The sequence below is a fragment of the Trinickia dabaoshanensis genome (genome assembly GCF_002879885.1).
GTDB lineage: Bacteria > Pseudomonadota > Gammaproteobacteria > Burkholderiales > Burkholderiaceae > Trinickia > Trinickia dabaoshanensis.
Window position 1 is genome coordinate 1 of record NZ_PNYA01000032.1, and the last position, 12,828, is coordinate 12,828.

Annotated in this window: 14 protein-coding genes; 13 read left to right on the top strand and 1 reads right to left on the bottom strand. The window is 64.4% G+C overall.

From position 1 onward, the window contains the following. Nucleotides 1–200: 200 nt before the first annotated feature. Nucleotides 201–1,175, bottom strand: a complete 975-nt coding sequence (locus C0Z18_RS27140) for a helix-turn-helix transcriptional regulator (RefSeq protein WP_102648535.1) — start codon at nucleotides 1,173–1,175, stop codon at nucleotides 201–203. A 259-nt stretch (nucleotides 1,176–1,434) separates the two neighbouring features. On the opposite strand from C0Z18_RS27140, the gene C0Z18_RS27145 reads away from it, so the two are divergent. From C0Z18_RS27145 to C0Z18_RS27205, 13 genes are all read left to right on the top strand, one after another. Then, a complete protein-coding gene (locus C0Z18_RS27145; RefSeq protein WP_158244308.1) occupies nucleotides 1,435–2,319 on the top strand; it encodes a helix-turn-helix transcriptional regulator in 885 nt (294 codons plus the stop codon). A 251-nt stretch (nucleotides 2,320–2,570) separates the two neighbouring features. Next, nucleotides 2,571–2,765, top strand: a complete 195-nt coding sequence (locus C0Z18_RS27150) for a Flp family type IVb pilin (protein WP_102648537.1) — start codon at nucleotides 2,571–2,573, stop codon at nucleotides 2,763–2,765. Between the two features lie 57 nt (nucleotides 2,766–2,822). Next, on the top strand, nucleotides 2,823–3,296 hold the full coding sequence (locus C0Z18_RS27155; protein ID WP_102648538.1) for an A24 family peptidase: 474 nt from the start codon (nucleotides 2,823–2,825) through the stop codon (nucleotides 3,294–3,296). Between the two features lie 18 nt (nucleotides 3,297–3,314). Continuing rightward, the gene (cpaB, locus tag C0Z18_RS27160; protein ID WP_102648539.1) at nucleotides 3,315–4,301 is read left to right on the top strand and encodes a Flp pilus assembly protein CpaB; all 987 of its coding nucleotides are present in this window, start codon (nucleotides 3,315–3,317) and stop codon (nucleotides 4,299–4,301) included. Beyond that, on the top strand, nucleotides 4,298–5,719 hold the full coding sequence (locus C0Z18_RS27165) for a type II and III secretion system protein family protein (protein ID WP_102648540.1): 1,422 nt from the start codon (nucleotides 4,298–4,300) through the stop codon (nucleotides 5,717–5,719). Before cpaB ends, C0Z18_RS27165 begins: the two co-directional genes overlap by 4 nt. A gap of 9 nt (nucleotides 5,720–5,728) precedes the next feature. Continuing rightward, nucleotides 5,729–6,133, top strand: a complete 405-nt coding sequence (locus C0Z18_RS27170) for a hypothetical protein (protein WP_102648541.1) — start codon at nucleotides 5,729–5,731, stop codon at nucleotides 6,131–6,133. 14 nt (nucleotides 6,134–6,147) lie between these two features. Next, nucleotides 6,148–7,362 (top strand): AAA family ATPase, encoded by a 1,215-nt coding sequence (locus tag C0Z18_RS27175; RefSeq protein WP_102648542.1) that lies wholly within the window; start codon nucleotides 6,148–6,150, stop codon nucleotides 7,360–7,362. Further along, a complete protein-coding gene (locus C0Z18_RS27180) occupies nucleotides 7,362–8,873 on the top strand; it encodes a CpaF family protein (RefSeq protein WP_408647137.1) in 1,512 nt (503 codons plus the stop codon). The genes C0Z18_RS27175 and C0Z18_RS27180 overlap by 1 nt, the downstream gene beginning before the upstream one ends. Beyond that, nucleotides 8,870–9,844: a type II secretion system F family protein gene (locus C0Z18_RS27185; RefSeq protein ID WP_102648543.1), complete on the top strand. Its 975-nt coding sequence runs from the start codon at nucleotides 8,870–8,872 to the stop codon at nucleotides 9,842–9,844. The genes C0Z18_RS27180 and C0Z18_RS27185 overlap by 4 nt, the downstream gene beginning before the upstream one ends. Continuing rightward, on the top strand, nucleotides 9,841–10,776 hold the full coding sequence (locus C0Z18_RS27190; RefSeq protein ID WP_102648544.1) for a type II secretion system F family protein: 936 nt from the start codon (nucleotides 9,841–9,843) through the stop codon (nucleotides 10,774–10,776). The genes C0Z18_RS27185 and C0Z18_RS27190 overlap by 4 nt, the downstream gene beginning before the upstream one ends. Further along, entirely contained in the window at nucleotides 10,773–11,744 is a 972-nt protein-coding gene (locus C0Z18_RS27195; protein ID WP_102648545.1) for a tetratricopeptide repeat protein, read from the top strand. The genes C0Z18_RS27190 and C0Z18_RS27195 overlap by 4 nt, the downstream gene beginning before the upstream one ends. A 14-nt stretch (nucleotides 11,745–11,758) precedes the next feature. Next, the gene (locus C0Z18_RS27200) at nucleotides 11,759–12,253 is read left to right on the top strand and encodes a TadE/TadG family type IV pilus assembly protein (RefSeq protein ID WP_158244309.1); all 495 of its coding nucleotides are present in this window, start codon (nucleotides 11,759–11,761) and stop codon (nucleotides 12,251–12,253) included. Continuing rightward, nucleotides 12,253–12,825, top strand: coding sequence for a TadE/TadG family type IV pilus assembly protein (locus C0Z18_RS27205; protein WP_102648547.1), 573 nt, complete (start codon nucleotides 12,253–12,255; stop codon nucleotides 12,823–12,825). The genes C0Z18_RS27200 and C0Z18_RS27205 overlap by 1 nt, the downstream gene beginning before the upstream one ends. The last annotated feature ends 3 nt before the right edge of the window (nucleotides 12,826–12,828 follow it).

Here is a 12,828-nt window from a genome sequence, read left to right on the forward strand (position 1 = left end):
ATAAAGAACCTGCCCATTGTCCAAAACGATCGGCGCCAGCCCCATTACGACCTCCGAATCTCAGCGAATCAAAAATGTAGAAAAAATTGATCCCAAGCTTAAGATTCGAGAATATGTTACGGATATATTTCAATCCATGGGACTCTTCCGTAGTCTTTGATCACCGCTGCGAGAAAATCGATCGCCCTCCTACGCAACGTTTAGCCGAGCGCCATTGCGCCCGCCAGATAAGCGAGCTGAATCCGATTGGCGGCGCCATATCGCCGGCGCAGCATGCGCAAGTGGTAGTCCACGTTGTGCGCCGTGGTCTGCAGCCGCTGCGCAATCTGCTTATCGGAAAGACCGCTCCCAAGGCAGGTCAGAATGCGCAGTTGCATCTCCGACAATTCGTCCTGCTGACCGTTATTCACCGGTTCCGACATTGCGCGATGCAAGGACAGGCCGAGCGTCAGCGCCTGCGTCAGCACGTTGCAATCGATCCAATCGCGGCTGACGGTACCCGCGGCGAGACTGACGACCGCGCGCAGCCCACTCGGAACGATCGTGATGCCGAACATCACGCCGCTACGAATATCGTCCTCCTCGAGCGCTTGGAAGAGCCCACGCAGCGCATGCGGCGCGCCCTCGCGCCGCCATGCCTGCACGAGCCACTGCATATCCCACGCGAGCGGAGCGTTCGAACACAACACCGAAGCCAGACGCGGATCGTGCATGTGATAGCCCGCATCGAAATACTCGACGCCGAAATGACGCCGCGTATTGGACTCGATCGCCCACGAACGGCCGAAGGGCTCGTCGCCGGGCCGCACCGTCATATAGGCCAATTCGCGAAAGCCGATTACGCTCAGCATGCCGCGCACCAGGCGCATCCGCTCCTCCGAGTCCCGCACCGCCAAGAGGTCGGACGCGATCCGCATGTCGCCTCCCGGCGCGTGCACGTGCGCGCTCACGACCGGCTCGGCCGATTCCGCCGCCACCGGCTCGGTGCGCGCAACACCACGGGCGGAAGGCCCGACGGCCGGCATCGCCACTTGGGAAGTTTTTCTGATCGTCCGAGCACCGCTTACCACTTTCCGTCCCCCATGCAGTTCGTTTGCCTCGCGCTGCATCGCCTCGAGCGGCGCAGGCTCGATATCGAAAGAGTCGTCGAAGCAATCCACTGCAGGCCCATCCATCTCTCTCTCCGCGAACGACGTGAACGACAAATCGGCTACGAGGCACGGGCGCAGCCCGCTCGTGGTGCTCCTCGTTGGATGATCGCGCGAGGCGCCCGCTCATCGATGACGGAATTCCGTAGTGCATTTCCCCACGCGCCGCCGAATTCGCATTTTGACTACTGATTTCCTCAAAGCGCGCGAGCACCCCCCGCGGCGATACTTCTATCAAGCGCGAATGCGGGTGCGAGAAAGGCAAGGTTCACCGCGAGGAACATTCATGAGTCACTACATAGGCGAAGCCGATCGCGAGTCGTCCGACCTCGTGACATTCAGCGACGCCGATCTGGTGCGAGTCGATACCGCGCGCACGAATGACGAACAATCGAGCCGGCCCCCGGGCGGACTCGCTGACGAATTGGCCTCGGCCGATGGCACCGAAGCCCGTCAACGTCTGATGCGCGGCGCCTTGCGCGCCGCGGGCTTCGATACGCTTTGCTATGTCCGTGCCACACGCATCGGCGAGACCTTCAGGCGGCTCGCTTACTACGAGACCTATTGCCCACCGCTCTGGGCCGCGCGCTATTTGCGCGAGCGATTCTTCGATGTCGATGCGCGGCTCGCGTTTTCGAGCCGCCATGAATGGCCCCTGCTCTGGGACCTGCAAACGATCGCGCTTACTCCGCCCTCGACAGCCGCTCCGGGCACGGCTTCGGCATCGGCGCAGCAGCCGGCCAAGCGGTTCGCGCACGCCGAACGTCTGCGCTGCGCCGCGGACGCGGCAGGCATGCTGTCCGGCGTCTCGTTCGGTCTCGCCGCGCCCGGTGCGTTCGAAACGGCCATCGTGATTTTCGCGTCATCGCGCCCTTCCAGGGACCGGATACTCGATACCGCGGTCGGTCACGCTTATGCGATCGGCGTGGGGTTGCACGAATTTCTTCTGTCGCGCTCGGTCCATCTCCATAGGCCGAATCACGCGGGTCACCTCAGTCCGATGCACCGCAAGATCCTCGAGCTGCTCACGCTCGGCCTGAACGACAAAGACATTTCAGAACGGCTCGCCACGTCGCCTCACAACGTCGACTATTACTTGCGCCAATTGAAGAAGATGTACAACGCGGTCAACCGCGTACAGCTCGCCTACATCGCAGGCCGCGTGCTTTGAAATCGCGGCCCCGCTCGGCACGCATCACGAGCGCGAATTCGTAGTTCGCATCGCCTAGCCGGTGCGCAATCGATCGAAGTCTACGTAATGCCGGAATTGAACGGGTCACATCGGCCTCGGTATAGTGGAATCGCAGACCAAAGCAGCAACCGAAGCAACAGAATCGAAGAACGAGTGGCCGTCATCGACAAGACCACGCCACGAATCAAATACGTAGTACTACTAATCAAATCAATGAGTCGGGGTTTCTCATGTTCTCTCTCCTGAAAACCGTCGCGCGCGACGACCGGGGTGTCAGCTCGATGGAATATGCCGTTCTCGCAGGCATCGTCGTGGTGGCCGTCGTCGCCGCCGGGGTGCTTCTTCAAGACGGGCAAACCGGCATTCCGGGCTTGTTCTCTCAGCTTCTCACGAAGATTCAAAACCAAATCAATCCGCCTGCGTAACGGCTCAGCACGAGCGTTTTTGGCGTTCCTCACGGAACGCCGCGCTCGATCGCCATCATGCCGAATGCGATTTGCTATATCGCAGGGGTCTTGCTGCTCGCGTTGTCGTGGACCGATCTGCGTGACCGGCGTTTGCCCGATCCGCTCGTCGCGGCTTTCGGCTCGCTGTATCTCGTGCACGCTTGGCTCATTGCCATGCCATGGGATGTCGTTGCGCAACACGTTCTGACCGCGTGCGTTTGCTTTGCGATCGGCGCGTGCCTGCACGTGGCGGGGCAGTTGGGCGGCGGTGACGTGAAGCTCGCGAGCATGCTGCTGCTGTGGGTCGGCGCACGTGCCGCGTGCCCGACGCTCGCGCTCGTCTCGCTCTGCGGTCTCCCGCTGTTGCTCATCGGCGTTGCGGCGGATCGGCTCGTGCCGGCCTCGACATTCGGACATTGGTGCTCGGCCAAGCGCGGCCTGCCGTATGGCGTTCCACTTGCCATCGCGGGCTGGTTCGCCCTACTGCCTCACACGCTCATCAACGGATAAAACCATGCGGACATCGTCATGTCGAGCACAGTGAAACTCGCACTGCTCGTGGGTGTTGCCATCGTCGCCGCGCTGATCTTGCGCATGCTGTTCATCGCAGCGTCCGCGCACACGTCGTCTGCCTCCGTGCAGCGGGTCAGAATCGCCGCGAGCGATTTGCCTCCCGGCTTGCTGCTGCGCGACAGCGACCTCGCCTGGAAAGACATGTCCTCGGGACGCGCGCCCGTCGGCGCCGTCCTGCAAAACGACCCGGCCACCCCCGATGTCGCCGGTGCCGTCGTTCTGCACGCCGTGACCGCCGGCGCCATCGTGACCTCGCGCGACGTCGTGTTTCCGAATGCCCCGGGCTTTCTCGCGGCCGCGCTCAAGCCCGATATGCGCGCCATCTCCGTGGCTATCGACGATGTCTCCGGCAACGCGGGCCTCATTCAGCCCGGCGACTACGTCGACCTCATCCTCACGCAAAATCTGAACGGCAAGACCGATTCGCCGCGCTTGTCGGTATCGAGCGAGACCGTCGTCAATCACGTTCGCGTGCTCGCCGTCGGCAGCGAATTCACCCGCCCCAAGGGCGATACGACACAAGGCGGCACCGCCCACGCCCGCACCGTGACGCTCGAAGTGGATCCGCGCACGGCAGAGGTCGTCGCGATTGCCGCGCGCCTCGGCACGCTTTCGCTCGCGTTGCGCAGCTTCGCCACGCTCGTTCATTCGACGCCGGGCGCGCAACCACCGGCCGAAGCCACCCCGGAGAACACACCGCCGATCTGGGCAGGCGACGTCTCGCGCGCCGTGCGCGCGCTGCCCGCGATCGAGAAAGGCGGGATGCCGCGCGCCCCGCAAGCGCCCGCGGTCCTCGTCTATCGCGGCTCGAGCAAAAGCGATCAGGAGGCCGAAGTATCGCCCGCCCAAGCAGGCGCCGCACCCTACGCCGCGCCTGCGCCATCCGCACCGGGCCTGCCGCCTATCGCTTCTCCCGCCGGACCTTCAGCCTCGAACCCATGACAGCCGCCCTCCTCGCGCACGACTCCCGGCGCCCGCCCCCTGCCGCCCCGCGCCTCGGGCTCGGCCGGCGCCTTGCTCGCCTGTTCGCCATCGCTTGCACCGCGCTGGCGGCCCTCCTCGCCATGCGGCCGGTTCAGGCACTCGAGCCGTTGCGAATCGCATCGGGCTCCGGCGAAGTGGTCCAGCTCGGGCAAGCGGCCGTCGCCGTCTTCGTCGCCGACCCGGACGTCGCCGACATCCACGTGCCGACACCGAACTCGGTGTTCGTCGTGGGCAAGAAAGAAGGCCGCACGACGCTCTTTGCGCTCGGACCGAACAACCGTGTCATCCTGCGCCGCGCGGTCGTCGTGCAGCGCGATCTCGAAGCGCTCGACGGCCTGCTGCGGCAGCGCTTTGCGCATCTATCGCTGAAGCTCGCGTCGGCGCCGGGCTCGCTGATGATCTCGGGCGCCGTCAACTCGCCCGCGGAAGTGGACGCAATCACGCAGACCTTGACGCCCGCGCTGCGCGAGAAGGAAACGTTGATCAATCATTTGACGGTCAAGCAGCCGACGCAGGTGTATTTGCGTGTGCGCATCGTCGAAATCGACCGCAACGCCACGCAGCAACTCGGCGTGAACTGGTCCGCGGTCGGCAGCATCGGCAACTTCGTGGTCGGTCTGTTGAGCGGCCGCGAAATCGTGAACCCGACGCAAGGCTTCTATGAGTTGCCGCCGTCGGCCGCGACGGGCGTGCTGACAGGCTTCAGAACCGCCCACTCGTCCGTTCAGAACGTGATCGACGCGCTCGACCAGGATGGCTTGCTGACCGTGCTCGCCGAACCGAACTTGACGGTACTGTCGGGGCAAACCGCAAGCTTTCTCGCGGGCGGCGAATTCCCGATCCCCGTGGCCCAGCAACAGAACACGGTCACGATCGCGTTCAAACAGTTCGGCGTCTCCCTGGCCTTCACGCCCACCGTGCTCGACGACAATCGCATCAGCATGAAGGTGCGCCCCGAAGTCAGCGAGATCGACACGACCAACGCCGTGACGACCAATTCGCTCAGCGTGCCGGGCCTCTCGGTACGGCGCGTCGAAACCACGGTCGAACTCTCGAGCGGCCAGAGCTTCGCCATCGGCGGACTGCTGCAGAACGAAACGCGCGACATCGTTTCGCAACTGCCGGGCCTCGGCAAGCTTCCGATCCTCGGCCGCCTGTTTTCGTCGAAGAACTACCAGAACAACAAGACCGAGCTCGTCGTCATCGCCACGCCCTACCTCGTGCATCCGGCCAATGCGGCGCAAATCGTCAGTGCCGAGGACAGCGTCATGACACCGAGTTCCGACATCGAAACCATTTTGCAGCGAAAAACCGGGCTCGATCCGCTCGACGGATCGACGCCGCGTCTCGTCGGCACAGCCGGCTTCGTCTACTGAGGAGGGACGATGCTCACCACCTGGATTCGATCGGCGGCGCCGCTCATCGCGCTGTTCACCGCGCTGCTCGGCGGCTGCATGTCGACGCCGCCGCGACTGGGCCTGCCCGATGCGTCCGTCATCCGCCTGCGCGACGGTCACGCCGTGCCCCCCGATTGCGCGCTGCTCGTCGAGCATTCCGACTTCCGCGACGCGGGCGCGGCACGCCCCGACATCGCGTTTGGCTGCGCCACCTATACGAACCTCGCGGTGATGCTCGCGCGTGGGTCGGACCTGACGGACCCGGTGCCGTTCGGCGGCGCCGATGCCGGTGTCGCGGGCGATGCCGTTCGCCGCTACGAGACCGGCAAGGTGACGCCGCTGCAAAGCAGCAGCACGTCCAGCGTCGATCCGTCGTCGAACGGCAACAAGTGAGACGGTCACTCGATATGAACTCCTTGCTCAAACTGGCCAGCGCACAACGCAAGAGCAGCCTTTCCGCGAACTTCGTCGCGTTCGTCGGGGATCGCAACAGCGAAGACTTGATGCAGCGCTTCGCCCAAGAACAGAACATCGCCCACGCCTATGTTCAAACGGGCGGTATCGACGAAGCAATCGAGCACGTCTCGAAGATGCAACGTTCGCCCGCCCAGCTCGTCGTCGATGTCTCGGCGGTAGCCATGCCGCTGTCGGAGCTCGCGCGGCTTGCCGCGGTTTGCGAGCCGTCGGTGCAAGTGATCGTCGTCGGCGCCGCGAACGACGTCGGTCTCTTTCGCAATCTGCTCGAAATCGGCGTACAGGACTATCTCGTCAAGCCGCTCACGATCGAGCTGCTGCGCCGCGCGATCGGGTCGGGCCGCGATGCTCAGCCGCTACGCCAGTCGCGCACCGGCAAAGCCATCGGATTCGCGGGTACCCGTGGCGGCGTCGGCGTCACGACGGTCGCCACGCACCTTGCGCACCATCTCGCGAACGCCGGCCGCCGCATTGCGCTCGTCGACCTCAACCTGCACGGCGGCGCCGCGAACTCGATGCTGGGCCTGAAAAGCAATAACGGGCTGATCGACGTGCTGCGCGATGCCGACCGCCTCGATCAGCAATTCGTCGAGCGCTCGCTGGTCGCACGCGGCAACCGCTTGTTCGTCCTGTCGGCAGAGCTGCCCTACGGCGAGCCGCTGCGCGTGCCGGACGGCGCGCTCGGCGAAGTGCTCGAGCGGCTCAAGCCTCACTTCCACTACATCTTGCTCGATATTCCGGGACAAGGCCACGCGCTGGCCGACGCCGGGATCGGCGAGGCGCAGGTCCTCTATCTCGTGGCCGATCCCTCGATTCACTCGGCACGCGAAGTCCTACGCCTGACACGCCACATCGACAACCGGGAAAAACCACCCTCGACATCCGTGATCCTGAATTCGCCCAACGCGGCGACAAGCGGCCGCCTGAAGACGGGCGACTTCGTGGGCGCGATCCACCGTCAAGTCTTGCTCGAATTGCCTTTCGACGGCGCCGCGTTGGCAACGGCCGAGAACCTCGGCGAACCGGCCCCGCCGGGCAAGTCCCGCTATCGCGATGCGATCGCCGCGCTCGCAGACAGTCTCAGCGGCCGACCGCTGGCGGCGTCCAGCGCGTGGTACGCCAGGTTGTTATCGAAACGGAGCACATGATGTTCGGTCAGAAAAAGACGGCATGGCGGGCCGAGCCCGCCGAGGCAAGGACGCTCGAGCATGTGCCCGTCTCGTTCGATGCGAACCCGGCGTCCCCTTATGTCGACGAGACGGCCGGGGTAGACCTCGATCCCGCCTCCGACGCCTCGCCCGCCTCGAGGCTGCCGAAGGGTAACCGCGAAAGCGCTTCCCGAGATCGCCCGTCTTCGCCGGATAAGAGTCCCGCCGTCGGCAGCGCGAATGCCGGCACGTTGATTCGTTCCGACGGCTTTCGCATCATCCGCTCGCTCGTCCTTGCGTCGATGAACGTCTCGGCCGCGGTGATGCGCACGCGTGAGCACGTGCAGGCGGAAATCACCCGGTTGGCCGCCGAAATCGTCGAACGGGAGCGCCTGAAGCTTACGCAGTCAGAGCTCGCGCAAGCCGTCGACGAGATCCTCAACGACATGTTCGGCGTCGGCCCCATCGAGCCGCTGCTGACCGACGATTCCGTCACCGATATCCTCGTCAACGGAGCGGATCAGGTGTATGTCGAGCGTTGCGGCCGGCTGGAGCTGACAACGCTGAAGTTTCGCGACAACGCACACGTGGTGAACGTCGCGCAGCGCATTGCGGCGTCGGTGGGACGGCGTGTCGACGAGAGCAGTCCGATGGTCGATGCGCGCCTCGCCGACGGCAGCCGAGTCAACGTCGTGTTGCCGCCGCTCGCGCTCAAAGGCGCATGCATCGCGATTCGCAAATTCGCCAAGCGCGACATCACGCTCACGCGCATGACGACGCAAGGCACGCTGTCCGCGCCGATGGCGCGCGTGCTCGAAATTGCCAGTGCGTGCCGCCTGAACATCGTCATCTCGGGCGGCACCGGCTCGGGCAAGACAACACTGCTCAATGCCATGTCGCACTACATCGATGCGCGCGAGCGCGTCGTGACGATCGAAGACGCGGCCGAACTGCAGCTTCAGCAGCCCCACGTGGTGAGCCTCGAAACCCGCCCGGAAAACGCCGAAGGGCTCGGCGCCGTCACGCAGCGCGATCTCGTCCGCAACGCGCTGCGGATGCGCCCGGACCGCATCATCCTCGGCGAAACGCGCGGCGCGGAAGCGTTCGACGTGCTGCAGGCGATGAACACCGGCCACGACGGTTCGATGACGACCGTACACGCGAACACGCCGCGCGATGCGATTACGCGGCTCGAAAGCATGGTGATCATGGCCAACGGAAACTTGCCGTTGGTGTCCATCCGCAGGCAGATCGCGAGCGCCGTTCAATTGATCGTGCAAACCGAGCGCATGCGCGATGGCATGAGACGCGTCACCCACATTACCGAGATCGTCGGTCTCGAAGGCGAAGTGATTCTGACTCAGGATTTGTTCACGTTCGAATACGACGATACGCATGCCGTCGAGGAGATCAAAGGCCGGTTCGTCGGTTCGGCGCTGCGCCCGAATTTTTCCGCGCGTGCCGCTCATTTCGGCCTCGAAGAAGGCCTCAAGAAAGCGATTCATTCATGAGCGCGCCCAACGTCTTCGCGCTCGCTGTTTTCCTCGCCGTCCTCGGGAGCGGGCTCATCGTCCATACGGCGCTGCAAGCGCTGCGCTCACGCCCCTCGGCCGTCATGCGTGCGCGCCTTGCCGAACTCGACGACGCACGCGACGTACCGGCCGGCGATCGCCCGGCCGACGGCGCCGCGTTGTTCAACGAACGCAACCGGCGCGTAAAGCTATGGGCAAGGCTCGATGAGCGCCTTCGATACCTGGAGGTCGTCAGCGGCAAAAACGGGTTGCGGCTAGCGGCGCTCGTCGCGGTGTCGGCGGCCGTCGCCGCGGTTGGCATCGCCCGGATCGACGTCATGCCCTCATGGTCGCTTCCGGTGCTCCTCGTCGTGCTGCCGGCGTTCGGCGTCAACTGGGTGTCGCGGCAACTCGTCGAGCGCTTTCGCCTTAGTTTTCTGAACGTGTTTCCCGACGCTTTGGAATTGATGGTGCGCGCCGTGCGCGCCGGCGTTCCGACGGTGCGCGCCATCGAGATCGTCGCCGACGAATGCGCGGCCCCCGTTTGCCTCGAATTTCGCAAGATCGCCGACAGTCTCCGCTTGGGCATCGAATTCGACCGGATCCTGAACGAAGCGATGCATCGCCTGCGCGTGCCCGAATTTTCGTTTTTCTGCGTGGCGTTGCTGTTGCAGCGCGAAACCGGCGGGCCGCTCAGCGACACGCTCGAAGGTCTGTCCGATATCGTGCGCTCGCGCAAGGACGTCCGCATGAAGAGTCGCGCGCTGACCGCCGAAAGCCGGCTGGCGAGCCGCATCATCGCTTGCGTCCCCCCGCTCGTGTTCGGCTTGCTCTATACGGTCAATCGCGAATACGTCCAGATCCTGCTCGATACGAAACCGGGCCACATGATCGTCGTGACGAGCGGGGCACTGCTGACGTTCGGCCTTCTGATCATCCAAAAGATCGCCAAATTGGACACGCATAAATGATGCCCTCCCTCGTCGATACGATCCTATCGGCCGCCGTTCTGGTCTTTGCCGCCTTCGCGGTCGTCCGCAATGCGACGCCCGCCGCACGCATCGCTCAGCGCGCCCGCACGCTCGGAGACGCGCCGCGCACCGTCGACGTCGCCGATGCGGCGCCGAGTTCGTTCGCGCAGCGCCTCGGCGCGCGCCTGGCAGCCCTCGGCGAACGGCTCCCGATATTCGAGGCGGCCCATCGCAGCGAGTTGGCCAAGCGCCTGCTACGCGCCGGTTTCCGCGGCAATCGCGCGGCGTCGGCGCTCATCGGCATCAAGGTGCTCTTCGGCGGCATCGCCGCACTGACGATGTTCGTGCTCGGTCATCACATTCCGGTCGTCGAAAAATTGTTGGTACTCCGTATCATCGTCGCCGGCGCCTTTTTCATGATCGGCATGATGCTGCCCGAGTTCGCACTGCAGATTTATACGCGGCGACGCCAAGCGCAAATCGCATCGGCACTGCCGGACGCGCTCGATCTGCTGGTCATCTGCACGAATGCCGGGCACAGCCTCGCCGCGAGCGTCGTTCGCATCGCGGAGGAAATGCGTGCCATCGCTCCCGCGCTCGCACGCGAACTCGAGCTGACGGCGCAAGAGTTGCGCATCGACAGCGACAGCTCCGCCGTCTTGCGCAATCTCGCCGAGCGCGTGGACGTGGCTTCGTTACGCGCGCTAGTGACGACGCTGAACCAGTCGCAACGTTACGGCACGCCCATCACGCAAGCGTTGCAGGTGCTGGCACGCGCGGAACGAACGCAGCACATGCGCCGGCTGGAAGAGCGCGCGGCCAAGCTGTCGATCAAGATCACCTTGCCCATGATGTTTTTCATTTTGCCGACGGTCGTTCTCATTGCGGCCGGCCCTGCCGTGCTGCGCCTCATGACGGTGTTTCATCCATGATCAAAAATCGAGCCCTACGGGCGGTTGCCCTCGTATTCCTCGCCATGCCGATTTGCGCCTGCACGGTAACCTCCGTCAGATCCGAGACGCATGCGGGGCTTCCCGCCGAACACATCGAGCGCACCACGGGCGACGTCAAGCTCAGCGACGCGTCGCTGGCGACGAGCGCGTTGCAAAGCGGTGATATTTCGCTCGCGTCGTCGCTCTATGCCAAGACGCTCGAGAAGCATCCGAACGACGTCGATGCGCTGATCGGAATGGGAACGACCTTGGCGGACGCGGGCGACTTCGAGCGCGCGAGGCAGACGTACCGGCACGCGATTGCGGTGGCCCCCAAGCGGACGGAGCCGGTGCTCGAGTTAGCACGGCTCGATTTGCGCCAACGACGACTCGACGACGCGATCGCACTGTATCGGCAGTTGCTCTCGCGCGAGCCGGGTAGCCGCTTCGCGAGCGCCGGGCTCGGTACCGCCTACGCCGTCAAGGGCGATGCCCACGCCGCGCAGCGGACGTTCGAGGAGGCGCTGCGCGCGCACCCGGGCGACGTCATGCTGACGATCGATCTCGGATTGTCGTACGTACTCGACGGCCAGGTTCGCCGGGGCGCGAATCTATTGCTCGATGTCGCCGGCCAGCCCGGCGCGCCCGCGCAGGCACGTCAGGACCTGGCGCTCGCCTATGGACTGCTGGGCAACAACGACGCGGCCGATAAAGTGTTGGCGCGCGATTTGCCGCGTAAGAGCGCCGAGGACAACGTCACGTTCTACAAGGTAGTGCGCGCGAAGCTTCAGTCGCTGCCGGGCGGCGTGCAGATCGCGACGCTGCCGCCGGCAACCGAAATCGGCGTGCGCGCGATTCGATTGCCGATGGCCGGCGGGCAGGCGCCCGTGACCGAGCGACTCAGCGACACGGCGCCCCCCGAGACATGGGCCTTGCGGCATCAAGCGCCGCTGCTCGATCCGCAATGAGCATCGATATGACCATGAGGGTGCATCCTCGGCGCGAGCGCGGGGCCGTCGCGCTTGAATTCGCCGTGATCGTGCTGCCCTTTCTCATCGTGCTATTCGGCATCGTCATGCTCGCGTTTCTCTTCGTCGCGCAATCGTTGCTCGATAACGCGGCGCGCGATGCCGCGCGCATGATCCGCATCGGCTACTACACCGGCTCGGGATACCAGGCTGCTTTGAAAGCCCGGCTATGCGGCAACGAGCTTGCCCTCGGCAACTTCAGCCTCGTTCACGACTGCACACAAAACCTGCTTTTGCGCGTTGTCGCGGCACCGACGGGCTCGCCGGCCGGCTCCGGTTTCTGGAACTTGACGACGGTCGATTTCGGTAACGGCGGGACCCAGCAATTCGATGCGTTGGGCCCCAAGAACGACGTGGTGGTGCAGATCGGCTACGCATTCGCGACGTTTGCACGCGGCGCCTCGCCGACGCTGATGTCGACCGTGGCTTTTCAAACGGAGCCCTACTGATGTTACGCAAAGTGCGCACCATCCTCGCCGATACGCGCGGCGTCGTCGCGATGGAGTTCGCGCTCGTACTGCCGCTCATGATTCCGCTGTTGTTCGTCGGCTACGAAATTGCGCAGTACGTCCGCGCAACCATGCAGCTGCAGAGCGCGACGGCGGCGATGGCCGACCTGATCGCTCAGCAGAGCGCGGGCGTCAGCGCCGGCGGATGGAGCTCGCTCGGCAACTTCTGTAGCGCGGGGCAGATGATGATGACGCCGTTTCCGCCGGACTCGCTCGCGGTGGCCATGGCGAGCGTGTCGAACTCGGCGGGCTCCGCGCAACTCGACTGGGAAGACGACAACGAATGCTGGGTGACGGCCGCGCCGTTGGGCGGTAAAGCGATCGCCCTCGCGACGACGCCGAAGAATCTCATACCGAACGCGGGCACGCCCGGCGACAGCGTAATCGTCGTGCAGGCGACCTACCAGTACCAGTCGCTGCTGAAGTACCTCTTGCCGATTCCGATCACGATTACGCAAACAGCCTTAGCCCGCCCACGCGGCAATGCGCCCATCGCATGCAACGGCTGTTAAGGG